Source organism: Paraflavitalea sp. (assembly GCF_059502485.1).
In genome coordinates, this window is sequence record NZ_JCACET010000008.1 from 1,007,797 (window position 1) to 1,025,978 (window position 18,182).

The 18,182-nt window shown below is 47.2% G+C and carries 17 protein-coding genes; 10 read left to right on the forward strand and 7 right to left on the reverse strand.

Annotated elements, in window-relative coordinates:
• Positions 1–156 precede the first annotated feature (156 nt).
• A complete protein-coding gene (locus tag AC5JBY_RS06975) occupies positions 157–363 on the forward strand; it encodes a hypothetical protein (RefSeq protein WP_495903843.1) in 207 nt (68 codons plus the stop codon).
• A gap of 202 nt (positions 364–565) precedes the next feature.
• Positions 566–2,512, forward strand: a complete 1,947-nt coding sequence (locus tag AC5JBY_RS06980; protein WP_495903844.1) for a lectin-like domain-containing protein — start codon at positions 566–568, stop codon at positions 2,510–2,512.
• 105 nt (positions 2,513–2,617) lie between these two features.
• Here the strand turns inward: AC5JBY_RS06980 and AC5JBY_RS06985 are convergent, their stop codons facing one another.
• The 3 genes from AC5JBY_RS06985 to AC5JBY_RS06995 all read right to left on the reverse strand — a co-directional run bounded on the left by AC5JBY_RS06985 (position 2,618) and on the right by AC5JBY_RS06995 (position 5,065).
• Positions 2,618–3,214, reverse strand: a complete 597-nt coding sequence (locus AC5JBY_RS06985; RefSeq protein ID WP_495903845.1) for a hypothetical protein — start codon at positions 3,212–3,214, stop codon at positions 2,618–2,620.
• Positions 3,215–3,324: 110 nt separating this feature from the next.
• The gene (gene serS / locus AC5JBY_RS06990) at positions 3,325–4,596 is read right to left on the reverse strand and encodes a serine--tRNA ligase (protein ID WP_495903846.1); all 1,272 of its coding nucleotides are present in this window, start codon (positions 4,594–4,596) and stop codon (positions 3,325–3,327) included.
• 31 nt (positions 4,597–4,627) lie between these two features.
• Positions 4,628–5,065, reverse strand: a complete 438-nt coding sequence (locus tag AC5JBY_RS06995) for a GNAT family N-acetyltransferase (protein WP_495903847.1) — start codon at positions 5,063–5,065, stop codon at positions 4,628–4,630.
• A 90-nt stretch (positions 5,066–5,155) separates the two neighbouring features.
• On the opposite strand from AC5JBY_RS06995, the gene AC5JBY_RS07000 reads away from it, so the two are divergent.
• The 6 genes from AC5JBY_RS07000 to AC5JBY_RS07025 all read left to right on the forward strand — a co-directional run bounded on the left by AC5JBY_RS07000 (position 5,156) and on the right by AC5JBY_RS07025 (position 8,722).
• Entirely contained in the window at positions 5,156–5,503 is a 348-nt protein-coding gene (locus tag AC5JBY_RS07000) for a hypothetical protein (protein WP_495903848.1), read from the forward strand.
• Between the two features lie 107 nt (positions 5,504–5,610).
• The gene (locus AC5JBY_RS07005) at positions 5,611–6,312 is read left to right on the forward strand and encodes a peptidylprolyl isomerase (protein WP_495903849.1); all 702 of its coding nucleotides are present in this window, start codon (positions 5,611–5,613) and stop codon (positions 6,310–6,312) included.
• A gap of 78 nt (positions 6,313–6,390) precedes the next feature.
• Positions 6,391–6,771: a glycine cleavage system protein GcvH gene (gene gcvH / locus AC5JBY_RS07010; protein ID WP_495903850.1), complete on the forward strand. Its 381-nt coding sequence runs from the start codon at positions 6,391–6,393 to the stop codon at positions 6,769–6,771.
• A 94-nt stretch (positions 6,772–6,865) separates the two neighbouring features.
• Positions 6,866–7,411 (forward strand): RNA polymerase sigma factor, encoded by a 546-nt coding sequence (locus AC5JBY_RS07015; RefSeq protein ID WP_495903851.1) that lies wholly within the window; start codon positions 6,866–6,868, stop codon positions 7,409–7,411.
• Positions 7,408–8,211 (forward strand): anti-sigma factor, encoded by an 804-nt coding sequence (locus AC5JBY_RS07020; RefSeq protein WP_495903852.1) that lies wholly within the window; start codon positions 7,408–7,410, stop codon positions 8,209–8,211. Before AC5JBY_RS07015 ends, AC5JBY_RS07020 begins: the two co-directional genes overlap by 4 nt.
• Before the next feature lie 100 nt (positions 8,212–8,311).
• Positions 8,312–8,722: a VanZ family protein gene (locus AC5JBY_RS07025; protein ID WP_495903853.1), complete on the forward strand. Its 411-nt coding sequence runs from the start codon at positions 8,312–8,314 to the stop codon at positions 8,720–8,722.
• Between the two features lie 395 nt (positions 8,723–9,117).
• Here AC5JBY_RS07025 and AC5JBY_RS07030 read toward each other — a convergent pair whose 3' ends face one another.
• Complete coding sequence (locus AC5JBY_RS07030; RefSeq protein WP_495903854.1) at positions 9,118–9,684, reverse strand: hypothetical protein; 567 nt, start codon at positions 9,682–9,684, stop codon at positions 9,118–9,120.
• A 146-nt stretch (positions 9,685–9,830) separates the two neighbouring features.
• A complete protein-coding gene (prfA, locus tag AC5JBY_RS07035; RefSeq protein WP_495903855.1) occupies positions 9,831–10,895 on the reverse strand; it encodes a peptide chain release factor 1 in 1,065 nt (354 codons plus the stop codon).
• A gap of 154 nt (positions 10,896–11,049) precedes the next feature.
• Here prfA and AC5JBY_RS07040 point away from each other — a divergent pair, with 154 nt between their 5' ends.
• Positions 11,050–12,219, forward strand: coding sequence for an amidohydrolase family protein (locus AC5JBY_RS07040; RefSeq protein ID WP_495903856.1), 1,170 nt, complete (start codon positions 11,050–11,052; stop codon positions 12,217–12,219).
• On the opposite strand, the gene recO is transcribed toward AC5JBY_RS07040, so the two are convergent.
• Both recO and porZ read right to left on the reverse strand, forming a co-directional pair.
• Positions 12,220–12,957: a DNA repair protein RecO gene (gene recO / locus AC5JBY_RS07045; RefSeq protein WP_495903857.1), complete on the reverse strand. Its 738-nt coding sequence runs from the start codon at positions 12,955–12,957 to the stop codon at positions 12,220–12,222.
• Positions 12,954–15,254, reverse strand: a complete 2,301-nt coding sequence (porZ, locus tag AC5JBY_RS07050; RefSeq protein WP_495903858.1) for a type IX secretion system anionic LPS delivery protein PorZ — start codon at positions 15,252–15,254, stop codon at positions 12,954–12,956. The genes recO and porZ overlap by 4 nt, the downstream gene beginning before the upstream one ends.
• A 186-nt stretch (positions 15,255–15,440) precedes the next feature.
• On the opposite strand from porZ, the gene AC5JBY_RS07055 reads away from it, so the two are divergent.
• Positions 15,441–17,795: an efflux RND transporter permease subunit gene (locus AC5JBY_RS07055; protein WP_495903859.1), complete on the forward strand. Its 2,355-nt coding sequence runs from the start codon at positions 15,441–15,443 to the stop codon at positions 17,793–17,795.
• The last annotated feature ends 387 nt before the right edge of the window (positions 17,796–18,182 follow it).

Below are 18,182 nucleotides of genomic sequence, written 5' to 3' on the forward strand. Positions count from 1 at the left end.
AAAACGGCAGAAAGTAAATGATTATTTCAAATGGTTGAAAATCAATACGTATAAGGCTGTATTATAAAAAGCTGTATATTTATTGATCTTTTAAGCCCAAACCGGTCACATTTTTGAAGAGATAAGTTTATTTTACTAACCGATAAATGTTTTATTATGGCAGATGTACAATTGACCGCATACAATGTTAAGACCAAAGAGAAAGGAGTTCCTATTCAGGATGCAGTGATCACCAAAACCGCGAAAGGGGCTTATATGGCACAAGGTCACGATGGTAAAGGTAACAAGCTGACTACCCTGCTGGGTCAGGAAAAAGCACTGGCTGCCATTCAAGCTGGTGTTGCAAAACAAGGTTGGGAATAACTAACCGGTTACTCCGTCATGGGGCGGGTAGCTGTATGTAGTATATAAGTTTTTGGCTTACTAAGATCATGATACCGTGTAAAAGCGGCGAATGATCAAAAAAAGAAACACGGTCTGATCGTTACTGGACAGGCCGTGTTTTCTTTATGTCAGGGCACATGAATGTAATTTAACACTAATCTGTTCGGGGGATATCTGCTATATGAGGTCTCGACTGCTATATGCGTTGCTATTGCTATGTTTCAGTAATGTGCTGATGGCACAACCTGTCAATCCCTACCACACTAATGGATCAGCTTTTAGCGAGAATTGTAACTGCTACACGCTGACCAACGAACAAACTACCCAATCCGGCTCTGTCTGGAACAAGAATAAAATAGACCTCAATCAATCATTCGATTATAAGTTCAACATCAACCTCGGCTCCCGCGATGCGGATGGGGCCGATGGGATGGTATTCGTATTACAGAACATCGATATCAGCGTAGGTACCACTGGCGAAGGGATGGGCTTTGGCGGCGTTACGCCTTCCATTGGTATTCCCATCGATACCTGGCAAAATGGTAACCACAATGATCCTGCTTATGATCATATTTCTATCAACCGCGATGGAGATATGAACCATACCTCGGCCAATAACCTGGCCGGTCCTGTATCTGCCATCTCCGGCAGGGACAATATAGAAGACGGGCAATGGCACACTTTCCGTGTAATATGGAACGCTACCACCAAAACATTGTCGGCCCAGATAGATGGGGTAGACAGGGTACAGGCCATCATCGACCTGGTGCCAAACGTATTCGGCAATAATCCGCTTGTGTTTTGGGGATTTACAGCCGGTACAGGTGGTTCTTTCAACCGCCAGCGTTTTTGTACATCGCTCAACCCGGGATTCGCGCTCGGCGCCAATCAACTCACCTGCTTCCCTACACCTATACAGTTCAGCGATAATTCCGCTTCCTTTGGCACCATTGTAAAATGGTTTTGGGATTTTGGTGATGGCACTACGGCTGATGTGCAAACGCCTCCTCCTCACGTATATCCTGCGCCCGGCAACTATGAGGTGAAGCTGAATATCCTGGGCAATAATGGCTGTGTGTCCGATACGTTTAAACAGAAGATCATAGTAGGCTCTAAGCCCGTGGCGGGGTTTGAATTACCGCCGCCCCCTTACTGTAATGAGCAAATAGTAGCATTGAAGGATGCCTCCAAAGTAGATTATGGCAGTATCAATAACTGGAACTGGAACATCGATAATGGGCAAACAGTTGTGACCAATACCACTCCGGGGTATCAACAACCTTTTACGTTGGGACAGCATACGATTCAGTTGCAGGTGAGAACGAAAGAGGGATGTGTATCCGATCCGGTAAGCCAGCCACTGCAAATGTCGTCTTCGCCGCAGGTAGACATGACTTTTTCCGATACCTGCTTCCGCGTGCCGGTACTGTTTACCGGCATCAATCTTTCTCCTGCTATCCCTATACGGCAATGGTATTGGGCGCCGGGCGATGGCACGAGGGACAGTACCTCCAGCATTTACCATTCCTATACTAAAGGCGGCCCCTTTAATGTGAAGCTATATGCAGTGGCCGATAACGGCTGTCACTCCGATACAATAGACGAAACGATCAATATTTATGAGACCCGCGCCTTTGCAGGTAATGATACCCTGGTTACCGATAACCAGCCATTGCCGTTGAATGGTTCAGGTGGTATATTCTATAGCTGGTCGCCAGCGGATGGGCTGAGTGATCCCAACATCGCTAACCCCGTGGCGCTGATCAAAAAAAGCACTTCCTATGTGCTCACCGCTTATACACCGATGGGCTGTGCTACTATGGATACCATCAACATCAAAGTGTTTAAAGGGCCGGCTATCTATGTGCCCAATGCGTTTTCACCCAATGGCGACAGGCGCAATGACCGCTTCCGCGTAACGGCCCCGGGTATTACTGAAATCTATTTCTTCCGCATCTTCAACCGCTACGGCCAATTGGTATATAACAGCACCAGCTCAAAAGATGGATGGGACGGAACCATCAATGGCCAGCCCCAACCTACAGGTACCTATGTGTGGATGGTTAAAGGAAAAGACTTTGCCGGTCAGGTGCATGAGAAAAAAGGCACCTTTATGCTGATACGGTAGAATATAATTACAGAGGTAAGCACATAAGTAGAAAGGCGCTTCGACAGTCGGACTATAGAACTTGCAAGAAGTTTAAAATGTGTCTGCCAAAGCGCCTGGTATATTTTACAATACGAAGTCAACACCAAATGTGAAATTGTTGAGGAGGTCAAAACGTACACTCGATGATTTGCCTACCGGATTCCCTGCACTTTTGTTCCTGTCATGCCTATAGCCCAATCCACCAAAATCGGCATTGATAAATAACTTAGGCAGTGCTTGATAGTACAGGCCTGGTACTACATCAACAGTATAGGTGGCTACTGTACTTTTCGTTTCACCATTGGGATTCTTGTTTACACTTCTGCCAGTACCTACGCCTGCGCTGGGTTCCAGGTACCAGCCAATCTTGTTTTTTATCGACATATACTTTCTCCAGTATATGGACCCGACTACATTGAAGTTAGTTAGTTTGTCATTAAGGTTGTCGTTTTTGGAGGTATAATATCCCAAACTGGTCTTGAGCCCCAATACTGAATTGTTGCCTACCCCAATAGCAATGCGTGGAGAGATATTGCTGTTAGAGCTCGCATAATTACTGCTGCCGTTGCGATTAAAACCAACAGAAGCGCCCAATAATAAATCACCTTTTTTGATTTGTGCTGTAAGAGAAGTGGTGGAAATAATAGCAAGAGTAAGAAAGGGTAGAACTTTTCTTTTCATACGTGTGCGTTTTAGTTTGATGCAAATATGTAAAGCAAAAAGGAAGTAAAGTATAGACCTTACTTCCTTTCACACAGATTTATGTTAACTAAAACTGAATGTTAAAGCACTTAACTGATAGATGTATATCCAACATAACTGTGCAGCACAGCTGGTAATTGTATGCCTGTTTCTGCCTGGTTGTTCTCCAGCAGGCAGGCCAGGATACGGGGAAGGGCCAGTGAGCTACCGTTCAGCGAATGCAGCAGCTGATTCTTGCCGTTGCTGTCTTTGAAACGTGCTTTCAGACGGTTGGTTTGATACGCTTCGAAGTTGGATACAGAGCTTACTTCCAGCCATTTTTCCTGGGCAGCGCTGAACACTTCGAAGTCGTATGTTTGCGCTGAAGCAAAACCCATATCGCCACCACAGAGGTTGAGGATGCGGTAAGGCAGGTTCAGCGATTGCAGTAGCTTTTCTACGTGGTTCACCATTTCTTCCAATACCTCATAGCTTTTATCGGGGTGTACCAATTGTACGATCTCTACTTTATCAAACTGGTGCAGGCGATTCAGGCCACGCACGTCCTTGCCATAACTGCCAGCTTCACGGCGGAAGCAAGGTGTATAAGCAGTCATCTTCACAGGAAGATCAGCTTCTTTGATCAACTCATCGCGGTAAATATTCGTCACCGGTACTTCCGCAGTGGGAATCAGGTAAAACTTATCCTCTGTTACAAAATACATCTGGCCTTCCTTGTCGGGCAGCTGACCGGTGCCGAAAGCAGAAGCTTCGTTCACCATATGCGGAGGCATCACTTCAAGATAGCCGGCGGCCGTATTATAATCCAGGAAGTACTGGATCAATGCCCGCTGCAGTTTGGCGCCTTTGCCAATATACACGGGAAAGCCACTGCCGGTAATTTTGTTGCCCAGCTCAAAGTCGATGAGGTTGTATTTTTTAGCCAGGTCCCAGTGAGGAACGGCGCCATTGTGCAATGAAGGCTTTTGACCGCCTTCACGCACCGTCACATTTTCTTCCGGTGTTTTGCCTTTGGGCACTTTAGCCGAAGGCAGGTTGGGCAATCTTACAATGGTATCGTTCAATTGCTGATCCACAACGGCCAGTCTGTCGGCAATAGGTTGCAGGGACGACTTTAAGGTGGCCACCTCTTGCTTTTTAGCTTCCGCTTCGGCTTTCTGGCCTTTGGCCATCAGGGCGCCAATCTCTTTGGCGGAGGCGTTTAATTTCGATTGCGTGTTTTCCGATTCCAGCAGTAGCTTTTTACGTTCATCATCCAGCGAAATGATCTCATCCACCAGTTGCAACTCTTTAAAATTCTTAACGGCCAATCTTTCTTTTACCAGCTCGGTTTGCTGGCGAATAAATGTTACCTGTAACATCGCAATACAAAATTTGTGGGCAAAGATAACTCTAAGACTGTTTATATATGTTGGGAAAGGCGATAGACATATAGTTATCCGGATTGTCGATGGGTTTGAACCCATACTGGGCATACAGCCCATGTGCATCACGGGTACGTAGCTCGAACCGGCGGAGGCCCTGCAGTTCCGGATGTTTCATGATCACTTCTACCAGCCATTTGGACAGCCCCTTGCCCCGTTCTGCTTCATCGATAAATACGTCGGCCAGGTAAGCATACGTGGCGCTATCTGTGATCACGCGGGCAAAACCAACCTGCTGTCCGCCTTTATAAACCCCAAAACACAGCGAACCTGCTATGCATCGTTCTACGATGGCCACTGGAATGTTTTCGGCCCAATAAGTAGTACTGAGAAATGAATGAATGTAGGGAATGTTTAATGTGTCTTTGTCCGTGGAAATAGAATACCCGTCTTTTGTAATAATCATGGCTTTGTGAAATTTCTACAAAAATAAGCTACCGCCCCACTCACTACTCTCTACTCACCACGCACGACTCGCATTTCTTATCTTTGCGCCATGCAAATACAGGATGATCTGCAGTCGCGCTGGTGGACACTGGAAGCCAGCCTGGTAGAGCGGTTCGGGAAAAAGCCCGATATGGAAACGATCTTATTCCTGATCGGGATACAGGAATTTGGAGATATACGGCCCAAGTTTACCAAAGAACAAAAACAAGACCTCATGCACGTGGCAGTATGCTCCCTGCTATCGCAAAGCGGCTATTATGAGCTGGAGGCGGTGGATGAAGATGGCTGGCCACACTTCAAACAATTGAAGAACCTGCCGGAATTCAACATGATAGAACAGGAAAATTTTCTGAAAGACCATATTTTATTATACTTTCAGGAGAATGGGTTCCAGTAATCCTTCCGTGCACCGCTAACATGTTCAGGCGTTAGGCTTTAGCCATTAGCTGTTAGCGAAGCAAAGGCACTAAAAGCTAACACCTAAAAGCCAACAGCTAATTCTCGATGTACAAATTACTCATACTCGCAGGACTGACTGCAATGGTGGCTTCCTGCAATCCCTGGTTGGGAAACGGTTTACGTAAGAAAGATGTCCGTAAAGACGTAGAGATGGTCACCGATAAAGGAACCATGATCCTCCGGTTGTCGGACAGTACGCCGCTCCACCGCGATAATTTCCTCAAACTGGTAAGGCAAGGGTTTTACGACAGCATTTTGTTTCACCGGGTTATCAAAAACTTCATGGTACAGGCTGGCGATCCCAACAGCAAAAAGCCGGTAAAGGGAGAGACCTATGGCGACGGCGGCCCGGAATATACCATCCCGGCTGAGTTCAGGACGAGTATGTTCCACAAAAAAGGTATGCTGGCCGCTGCCCGTACGGGCGACGATGTGAACCCCCAGCGGGCCAGCAGTGGTGCCCAGTTCTATATTGTACAGGGAAAGGTCTTTACGGATGTGGGGCTCGATTCGGTAGAAAAGTTCAGGCTGAAAGGCCGGAAACTGCCGCTCGCCCACCGCGAAGTATATAAAACGCTCGGTGGCGCCCCCCACCTCGATCAGAACTATACCATTTTTGGAGAGGTCATAAAAGGACTGCCGGTGGTCGACAGCATTGCTACCGTACCCACAAGCGGCCGCCAGGGTGGCGACCGGCCTTTGCAGGACGTTCGGATCATTAAAGCAAGGCTGGTGAAAAGACATTGATACCCCCGATTGCGCCAACAGATTTCTGACTTGGTGCTTCGGACTTTTTCCTAATATTGCAGCACAAAAATCAACAGCATGAACATCCCAGCTAATCTCCGCTATACAAAAGACCACGAATGGGTTTTGTTGGAAGGCAATACAGCAACGATAGGCATTACAGATTTTGCACAGGGCGAATTGGGCGATATTGTATATGTGGACATTAATACCGTGGGCAAGCCGTTGGGTGCCGAAGAAGTGTTTGGGACAGTAGAAGCGGTTAAGACCGTTTCCGACCTCTTCCTGCCTGTAGCTGGTACAATTACTACCGTAAATCCCGCATTGGAGGGGTCTCCCGAGCTGGTAAACAGCGACCCTTATGGCGAAGGATGGATGGTAAAACTGACCGTTAGCAACCCCGCAGATGTAGACGGATTGCTGGATGCAGCCGCTTACGGAAAAATAGTTGGCGCTTAGAAATCCAAGGAGAATCTAATTTCGTTTATAAAAGAGTGGTTAATTCCACTCTTTTTTCGTTATTATAGAGCTACTCTTCGGGTAAAACACACATTTGAGCGCCATTCCTACATACACGGAACAGGAACTGGTCTCCCTGCTTAAGAACAGGGATAATAAGGCTTTTGGTTATCTCTACGATCATTATTCAGGCGCTTTATACAGTATTATATTACAGATATTGAACGATTCAGAACTTGCCAACGATGTGTTGCAGGACGTATTTATCAATATCTGGCGAAAGATTGAAAGCTACGACTCCACAAAAGGACGATTGTTTACGTGGATGCTGAACATTGCCCGTAATGCTTCTATCGACACGCTGCGTTCCAAGACCTATCAGAACGACCGGAAAAATCAGCCTATGGACAACCAGGGAGAAGACGTCCTGGTAGCACTTGTTACCCAAGTGAATGTCGACAATATCGGCTTCAGGAAAGTATTGAAGGAACTGAAAGAGGACCAGCGGCAGTTGATCGACCTGGCATATTTTAAAGGATACACACATGAGGAAATTGCCGACATGGAAAACCTTCCATTAGGCACTGTTAAAACACGGATCAGGGCCGCACTGACGCAACTAAGGGGATTTTTAAAGTGAATATAAAAGATTACATATCAAGTGGCATAGTACTAAGCTATGTATTGGACCAGGCAGACCCGGCCGAGCGTGCCGAGTTTGAACGGCTCTGCACCCAATACCCCGAGCTTATTGCCGAACGCAAAGCTTTCGAAGATGCACTCGAAAAATTTGCTTTGCAAAATGCGGTTGTACCACCGCGACAGGTTAAGGACGGATTTTTAGAAGCAATTCAGAACCCTTCTATAAATCAATCTAAAGTCATCACAATGGAACAACACTCAAACACACCTGTTCGAAAAAACAGTGGTCTGCGTTTTATGGCCGCGGCCTCTGTGGTATTGCTAATTGCTTGTGGTTGGTTTGCCTACCGCTTCTACAGCCAGTCCAATGAACTGCGGGCAGCCAACAAAGATCTGCAAACAAGACTCGACTCATCAGAAGGTACCCTCAACAAGATCATTGATGAACAAAACCTCATCAAAGACAAAAATGTAACAGTGGTCAACATGGTGGGCTCCAAAGCAACCCCCGAATCTTCAGCCAATGTATTCTGGGATTCAGCCTCCTCAGCTGTTTACATCATGGTTAAGAACATGCCCCGGCTGCCCTCCAATGAGCAATACCAACTGTGGGCCCTCATCGACGGTCAGCCCAAAAGCCTGGGTGTATTCGACTCGCTCCAGAACAACGTGATCCTGAAAATGGAGAACACGAAGAAAGCCGACGCCTTTGCCATCACCATCGAACAGAAAGGTGGCACCCAATCACCCACCCTGGAAAAAATGCAGTCTTCAGGGCGAACAAAGGCGCCTTTATAAAAGGCTCCCTTACAAAAACATAATAAAAGCCGGGCTGCCCCTCAAAAGGCAGCCGGTTTAGTTTTCAAATCCTAAAAATCATGGTTATCTTTCGGGCAGTATGCTATCACTAATCCAAAGACTCTCTTCCCGGAAACTATTCCCTATCAGTTGGACCATTTTGACTATTGGCCTGTTGTGTATACCCGGCTCTGCCCTGCCCGGCAACGGTAGCTTCTTCAATATTCCCCACTTCGATAAAGTAGTGCATGTGGGCCTTTTTGGCGGCATCGTACTGTTTTGGGGAGGCTATTATGCCTTTGGATCAGCACAGCCGGCCAACTGGCGCAAGCTGACTATACTATGGACCGTTTTGAGCATTGCATTGGGAATTGTCCTTGAATATGTACAGTTTTACTTCATTCCACTACGCAGTTTTGACAGAGGTGATATAGTGGCAGACACTGCAGGTGCCATAATTGCCCTGGTTTTCCTGTTCCTATGGGTTCCCCGGAGATTAGCTAAGAATTGATATACAGTTTATTGCAAAAAAATGGCCCTTGTAGAAACAAGGGCCGTAACCAAAACTAACTGCTTATGAGAAAATTGACTGCTTTATAAAAGTCTTTATAAAAGAACTTCAAATATAGTAACGCAAAACCGGTGCCACTGGTATGATCCCCACCGTTAAGAAAGGTTTAAAACCTGGGACCAGTTATTTGCGAGAAGATCGAAAGAAAAGAGCTTGTTTACTTGACATCACAAAGGAACGACCCCCGCGCATATATTCCACTCCCTCGCATCGATTTTTTCAAAATGTTAACATTCAGCAGTAGCAAAAACGGCCAGTAATAGGCTATTTTGCCTGGTTTTTATAGTCCATTCTATTAAAAGAATATTAAACCTCCTGGTTATATTAACCCATCGTTAACGAGAGAACAAACCTTTCACCGAATCTAACAGGTTGCCACCCTGTCCACCACCCGAGAACATAGCCATCACATCCTGCAGATCAGTATCGCCGTCACCATCTTTATCCAGTCCGCCTTGCGTTACCTTGCCCAATAAGCCCTGAATGTTAATGCTTTGAGATTTGCCGCCCGAAAGCTGATTGAAAATACCCTGAATGTCGAAGCTGCTGTCGTTGGGATCATTCGTTTTGCTCACCAGCTTTTGCAAAACATCCGGTACCAGGTTGCCTGCAATGCCATTAGCTGATTGCTGGTCGAAGCCAAACTTGTTCATCAACTGTTGAATGACACCTCCTGAAAGGTTCTGTACCACTGGATTACCGGCTGTAGCCTGATCCTGGCCGCCAAACAATTTCAGTACATCCTTTAAACCGCCTGAAGCAAGGATATTTTGCAGGCCGCCTGCCATTGACTCGCCAGTGGCAGCAATTACTTCCTCATTACGGTCATTGGGAACCGTAGGATTGTTGATAACGGCATCCCCTGCCTGCTCACGTACCAGGTTGATAAGATTGTCCAACATAAGCGTTAATATTTAAAATGATGAAATGAAATACATCTTAGCCTGTATACATGGGGGAATATACAGAACATGTTTGCAGCATCAGCCCAAACACAAAATGCTATATGAATCGAGGCGGTAATGACTTAATGTTGATACGCTGACCGTTAGTTCTGCTTGGAGATCTTCTCTGCATTCTCTGCAAACTGCAGCGCTTCGAGAAACTCCTGGATATTGCCATTCATAACATCGTCGAGGTTATAAACGGTCAGACCAATACGGTGATCAGTTACCCGGCCCTGCGGATAGTTGTAGGTGCGGATCTTGGCACTCCGGTCGCCTGTACTTACAAGGCTCTTCCGGTGCCGGGCTATTTCATCTTCCTGTTTGCGTACCTGCTCTTCGTACAATTTGGTACGGAGCATCTGCATCGCCTTCTCACGGTTCCCCAGCTGGGAGCGTTCCGTTTGACAAACTACTACAGTACCAGTCGGAATATGCGTCAGCAATACTTTAGTTTCTACTTTGTTTACGTTCTGTCCACCGGCGCCACCACTTCGGGCGGTTTCCATTTTTACATCGTTGGGGTTCAATTCGAAATCCACCTCTTCAGCTTCCGGCATCACAGCCACTGTAGCAGCTGAAGTATGCACGCGGCCCGAAGCTTCTGTATCAGGAACCCGCTGTACGCGGTGAACACCACTTTCGAATTTCAGGGTGCCATACACATCATCGCCCACCACTTCCAGCTGCACCTCTTTGTAGCCACCTACAGTTCCTTCCGTTTCACTCAGGATAGCTGTTTTCCAGCCCCTCCGTTCGCAATAACGAAGGTACATACGCAGCAGATTACCGGCAAATAAACTGGCCTCATCACCTCCCGTTCCTCCACGGATCTCGAGGATCACATTCTTCTGGTCCTGCGGGTCTTTCGGTATCAGCAGTTGACGAATATCAGCCTCCATCTTCTCTTTCTTTTCTTCCAGCAAAGGCAGTTCTTCCTTGGCCAGCTCGCGCAGCTCCTCGTCATCACCCTTCATGGCGCCCCGGTAACTTTCCAGGTCATTCAACACCTCTTTATATTGAGTATGGGCTGTAACGATCTTTTCCAGGCTGCGGTACTCCTTGCTCAGCTCTGTAAACTTCTTGTTATCGCTTACAATAGCAGGGTTGGTCAACGCTACACCCAGGTCTTCAAAACGAGCCTTGATCGCTTCCAGTTTGTCTAACATGTTTGCTGTATTTTTATGCCCTGTAGAGCCAGGAAGTTGAAAGTTAAGTTTCTATGAGACTTTAAGAAGCGGTGGTTGTTAACTCCCAACGCTAAACTTTCGACACTCGACTCTTTAAAAAAGGGTTTGCAAAGTTAATCGTTTCAACGCTTACATGAGGTATAGAAAATTCATTGCCGACCATTTATTTACGGGTAGCCAGCTATTGGCCGGCCAGGTATTGATAACTGATGAGAAAGGTAGGATAGAGGCCATTGTTCCGGCTGCTGAGGCGGGAGATGAGGTGCAAACCTTGCCGGGTATCATAACCCCCGGGTTCATCAATGCCCACTGTCACCTGGAACTCAGCCACCTGAAAGACGTGATAGCGCCCGGTACCGGCATGATCGATTTCCTGCTGGGTGTGATGGGGCGCCGGTTTGTGGCGGAAGAGCAGGTATTGTCGGCCATTGACGCCGCCGAAACAGCCATGCTCCAAAATGGCATTGTGGCGGTAGGGGATATTTGCAACACGCCCAATACCATCCCTCAAAAACAACGGCAACGGCTGCATTACCAAAACTTTATAGAGGCCACCGGCTTTGTCGCGGCCACCGCCCACGGTCGGTTCAATACGGCCATCAACACCTGGGAGCAATTCGAGACAGCGGGAGAAGCAATAGTTGGCCGCGCTACTATAGTGCCCCATGCCCCCTATTCAGTTTCACCTGCTCTATTTGAACTTATAACAGATTTTGGGGATAATGATGATCTGCTCACGATGCATAACCAGGAAAGTAGGGATGAAGAAGCATTTATCAGAACAGGAACCGGTGGTTTCAGACGCCTATATGAGGCGCTTGGATTGGATATTTCCTTCTACCGGCCCGCTGGCAATAGCAGCCTGCAAACCAGCCTTTCCTGGTTTGGCGGGAGGCGCTCGCTGATATTGGTCCATAATGTAATGACCGATAAAGAGGACCTGCAGTTTATTCAAAAGCGGCAGGCAATACTTCCGCATTGCTATTTTTGCCTGTGTCCCAATGCCAACCTGTATATCGGTAATGGGCTGCCCGATGTTGAATTGTTGCGCCGGTACGAAGTCGATATCGTGCTGGGCACCGACAGTCTTGCTTCCAACCACCAGCTGAGCATCCTGGCAGAGATCAATACTTTGCGGCAGCATTATCCGGAGATACCTGTTGAGGAATTACTCCAATGGGCTACCCTCAATGGCGCAAAAGCCCTGAACATCCAGGAACAGTTTGGCAGCTTTGAAAAAGGAAAAACACCCGGCGTTTTACTGTTGTCAAATGACCTTTCCGAAGTACAACGGTTATTATAATTATCCCAGTACCTCCTGCAACACCGGCAACGTTTTCATGGCCCCGAAATCAGGCACATGCAAAGCATAAAAAGTTTGATAAGCTTGTAATAAGATCCTTCTTGTTTCCTGGTTTAGCCGTACCTCTTTCAATTCATGCGGCTGCATTACTTTCAGCAGTTGCGAAGTGATAAAACTATACTGTCCTTGCAGAAAATAAGGATGGATAGGATGCTCCCGCACAAACTCTCCTTCCTGCAGGTCGAGGAAAGCATGCTCTTCAGAATATTCATCACTAAACCGGAAACCATAAAAGCTGGTAAGATGTAAAGCGAAGAAAAGGGAGAAGTTGGCCGTCACCTGTTCATCAGCTTCGTCGAGGTGAATGAAAGCATCTTCAATAAAATGAAATAGATCGGTATTGGCTTCAGGTTGCTTCAATGTTTTCTGTAGCAACTCTACCATGAACAGCGCTACCGAATTTTTTACCACATTAAAGAACAGGTGCTGATAGATATGGCCCCACTTGAATTCCTTGATGCGTTGTAGGTTCTTGAGTTCATTGTGATACACCACAAGGTCGAGGATGGCGGAGGGTTGAAACAAATTCGCTTTGCCTGGTCCCTTTTTAGAAGAAGCGCGCACCCCATTCACCATGTACGATTGAATACCGAACAACTCAGTATAGATGGTCACGATCATGCTCGTGTCGCCATACTTCACGGTTCTCAATACAATACCTTTGGTGGAGTGGATCATTTTTTTATAAATACAATTTTACCAACCGTTTTCTCCTGTTTATTATCGTCGCTCACCAAAACGAGGTATACACTTGTAGAGATGGTGCGCCCTTTGTAATCCTTTCCGTTCCATACAGCCTGCCCGCCCAGCGCCCTGGTTTGATAAACAAGCCGGCCATCCATCTCAGCGATCTTCACGATCGAATTGTTAGCGACACCACGTATGGCAATAGTGCCGGTGTAACCGGGTGGCACAGGATTGGGAAACACCAATACACTACTATTCGATGAGGCGCCTTCCGTGGCGGTGCTGCGGAAGGAGCACATGCCTTTATTGGTCGCGAAAAAAACTTCACCGCTATTGCCATCGATAGCGATCTGTTGCACATCATCACTCAACAGCGGACTGTTGGCAGCCGTAAAACGATAGAGGGTTTTGGCGCCATCGGGACTGATCAGCCACACGCCGTTTTTAGTGCCGATCCATTTACGATCTGCGCCATCTACTGCAATACATTGCACCTGCTCATCACTAAACAAATAGCCGGCAAAATTATCCTGCTGCACCACGGGTAAAATAGCTTCACACCAGTTGGGAGAAAAAGCTTCCTGCGGACATTGAATAATACCGATGCCTTGGCGGGTGCCCACCCAGATGAAACCACTCTTATCTTTTGCAACACTCAATACATTATTATCAGGCAGGTTGCCATTGCCTTTTCCGGCGCGGTACCACTTCCACAAGTCATCACCCGGGTTATCGATCGATTGACCGTGGTTGAAACAAAACAGGCCATTGCCATTGGGGCCAATGATCCATTTTTGATTCACATCATCGATCATGATGGGGCCAACACCACTTTCAGGAACAGAATAAGGTACAAAGAAAGAACGCCAGTTGCCATCTCTCTTGCGCACAGCTATATTTTGCAGACCACCATAATTAGCGATCCATAAATTATTCTCCGTATCAAAAGCCAAACCACTCACGCGATAGCTGCCGGGTGAAAAATAAGCAGGCCGCAGTGGCGAGTTTTGTTTGAAAAGCTCCAGCGTACGATCAGGCTTGATGTGCAACAGGCCCCCACCAAAAGAACCCGCCCACACACTTTCATCCAATGGGTCTACTGCCAGCGATACCACATCCGGGAAACTATCCAGTGCTGCAATAGAGTTGCCGTTGAAGTTGGTCCAGCTATCGTTGCTGAATGAATACAAACCATCTTTGTTATTGGTAGGCTGCCAGTTGGCAGTAACGCCGCCGGCGCCAACCCAAAGTGTATGATTGACTACTTGTAATGGTCCTGTCGCGATAGAGTAGGGGGAATTAGGCACAAAAGATTCGAATCGGCCGGAAGCATATTGCGATAAACCCGACAGCGTGTCGGCAATCCAGTAATGATCGGCGGCGAAAATAGCCTGCCGGGGGCGGCGCGTAAAAGAAATATGTTGAATACGCTCGTCAACAGTGCCCTGCGGAGCAAGTACCGTTACCCTTCCGGCTGTATTGAGTTCTTCGCTCAGCAATAACTTATTACCCGAAACATCGAGGTGCTGAATGCGCCATTCATTGGCGTATAGAAATTGCCAGTTACCATTGGTGGATACAAACACAGAATCGTTCTTCAGTGCTACCAGCTTGTTGTCCCAAACTGCGATGGAGCTCACTTCGCCGGTAGTCAATCCATTGCTGCCCGATAAGTTTTGCCAGTTGCGGAAATCGGCCAGGTTGCTGCCGCTAACAGGAGCTCTCTTTAACCCTTCGGCGGTAGCAGCATAAAAAAACTGCGCATCTGCGGCTACAGCCTGCACCGGAACCTTATTACCTGTGCCGCCGATAATATACGTGTCTTTGACTTCGTACTTGTCGAGGTTGATAACGATAATACCGATGCCGGTGCTCAGGAAAGCTTCCTGCCCGCGCATTAAAATATGATGAATAGATTTATCGCCAGTCACCGGCGAGGTCCGGATGGCATCGATCGTGTAAATGTCATTACCCTGCAACACATCTACCCGGCTGTTGTAATAAGCCACGGCCAGTTTATTACCCGTTGGCTGAAGGCCAATGGCGGTGATGCCCGTTTCGCTGAGACCGTTTGTTTTGCTGAACCGCTCGATGGAATTGTCGGAAACGTCGATGGAGAACAGGCTCCAGGGCGTGGCGCACCATATTTTATCGGCACTGGCTGCTACCTGAATCGATTGATGATAAGGTAAGTGATCCCTCCACTGCCCCACCGGCGGCGCCTGGCACCATACATGAGCGGGAAGCAGCGATACCAGGCAATAGAAAACGAAAATGCGGATCGGCATAATATTCAAAGTTAATTGAATGCCAGCACGAATTAAAACCGGGAAAACTTCATTAATCCCTTCAAATTAAGTTTCTTTGCCTCGCTCGCCGAAGCCGAGCCTCGCCCACCACCGGGCTTGCCTCCCAAAACATACGCTTAAGTGAGTTTTGACCGTTATTATTCTTCATTAAATTGTTGATCACTCATGTGGGGAACCCTTGCAAGATTCATTCTGCGATTTCGCTGGTTGTTACTGGGTATATTATTAGCAGTTACCGCCTACCTCGGCTACTACGCCTCCAAAGTGCAATTGAGTTATGAATTCACGCGGGCCATACCTACCGACAATCCCAAGTACCTAACCTATCAGGCATTCCGCCAGCAATTTGGCGAAGACGGCAACCTGCTGGTAATAGGTGTGCAAACCGATCAACTCTTCACAGAAAAAATATTCAACGACTATACAGCCCTCGCGGCCGATATGAAAAAGGTGGAAGCCGTGGAAGATGTGCTGAGTGTGCCGGCAGCCAGCAACCTGCTCAGGGATTCAGCTGCCGAAAAACTCAACGCCTCCCTGGTATTTCCGCCCGGACGTCTCTCTCAGGCCACCATCGACAGCAGCGCCGCCATATTTCGCAGCCTGAAGTTTTACCAGGGCCTTCTCTATAATCCGGAGACGAATACCTACATGATGGCTATTCGTATCAATAAGGATGTGCTCAACTCGAAAAAGAGAAATGATGTAGTGGCAAAAGTGGTAGAAGTAGGCGATGCTTTTGGAAAAAAGCATTCCGTGGAAATGCATTACAGTGGACTTCCACTCATTCGTACTAACATTGCGACCAAGGTAGCCCGCGAAATGCAGTGGTTTCTCCTCGGGTCTATTATACTTTCCGCCATATTGCTGCTCATCTCCTTCCGCAGCTTTAGTGCGATGGGGATGTCGCTGGCAGTGGTGATCATCGGTGTGCTGTGGAGCCTCGGCACTATGGTGCTGATGGGCTACAAGATCACGATCCTGAATGCACTTATTCCACCATTAGTAGTGGTGATCGGTATACCCAATTGTATTTACTTCTTAAATAAATTCCATACGGCCTGGAATGATACAGCAGGCATAGCCGATCCGGCTGAAAGAAAATATACGGCCCTCACAGAAATGATCAGCCGTATGGGCATAGTTACGTTGTTCTGTAACATTGCAGCTGCTATTGGCTTTGGTGTTTTCGCACTTACCAAAAGCGCGGTGTTGAAAGAGTTTGGCTTTGTAGCCGGCATCAACATTATGGCCCTTTTCTTTATTTCCATCATCTTCATCCCGGTAATGCTGAGCTTCCTGCCGCCGCCTAAACCCCGGCACACCCGTTACCTCGATAACAAGTGGATGCTTTCTGTATTAGACCGATTGGAAATATGGTCGGTGAGCCACCGCAAAACCATCTATGCGTTTACCAGCGTGCTGCTGGTGGTGGCGGTGATGGGCATTCTGCGCCTGCGCTCCGAAGGATTTATGGTGGATGATCTGCCCAAGACCGATAAGATATATACAGACCTCAAATTCTTCGAAAAGCACTTCAAAGGAGTGATGCCGCTGGAAATAGTGGTAGATACTAAAAGAAAGAATGGTCTTCGCGCCAACATGCTGCAAACATTCGGTAAAATGGATTCCCTGTCGGCCTATATAGCCGCACAACCCGAAATGGCCCGCCCGCTTTCGATAGTAGAAGGGTTGAAGTTTGCCCGTCAGGCCTATTATGAAGGCGATAGCCTGCAGTATGGACTGCCCACCAGCTTCGACATTGGCTTCCTGGCCCAGTACCTCGCTACTAAATCAGGCGACAGCACGGGTAAAGCGAATAACCTTACCCGGATAGTAAGCAGCTTCATGGATACCACACGCCAGCGTACCCGCATCAGCGTTAACATGGCCGATGTAGGCAGCAAGCGTTTACCGGAGCTCATCAGCAATATAGAAGCAAAAAGCGGTCAGCTGTTCGATACCACTAAATACAAAGTTGAATTCACCGGTACTACGGTTACCTTCCTGGAGGGCAGTGCATTTATCATCAACGGACTTAAAGAAAGTATCGGATGGGCTTTCCTCCTGATCGCTCTCTGCATGCTGTACCTGTTCAGGTCTTTTAAAATATTGCTGTGCTCGTTGGTGCCCAACGTTATTCCGCTGGTGATCACGGCGGGCGTAATGGGATGGACAGGTGTTGCCATCAAGCCTTCTACCGTATTGGTATTTTCTGTGGCGCTTGGTATCGCCATCGATATTACCATCCGGTTCCTGGTCAACTATAAACAGGAATTACAAAACAGTGACAAATCAGCGCAGGAGATTGTGATCAGTACCATCCATAAGACAGGTATCAGTATTATTTATACATCACTGGTGTTGATAGCGGGGTTTGTGATCTTCTGCTTTAGCGGTTTTGGCGGCACGCAGGCATTGGGTTGGCTTACTTCACTGACCTTGGTGCTGGCTACCCTCACCAACCTTATTTTCCTGCCCACATTGCTCATGAGTTTTGTCAAAAAAGAGCGCAGGAAATAAGGCTTCTTAGCCTGTTCTTATCTTGAAGCGCCATCATAGCGAAATCAATGCTAATGTGTTTTAGCAAGCACATACCCAAAAGTGGGTATTATCCTAATGTTATCTATTTTAATTTCGGAAAATACTATTTTTTAGAGGTGTTGATAATATCTTTACAACTTTAACAACTGTTTATGACCAATTACCCCAGTGCTTAAACCCATTATTTATATGAGAAAAGCTTTGCCTCCACTTATGTCCGTAAAACCACCCCTCACGGACTTATTTTCCTTATCAGCTATTAATAATACAAATTGTATAGGCAGGTAAAAGCTGCAGGTACCAGGGTCTCTGTGTAGTAGCAACACGGGCAATCTATTGAATTACAGGATTTACCGATATGTTCAG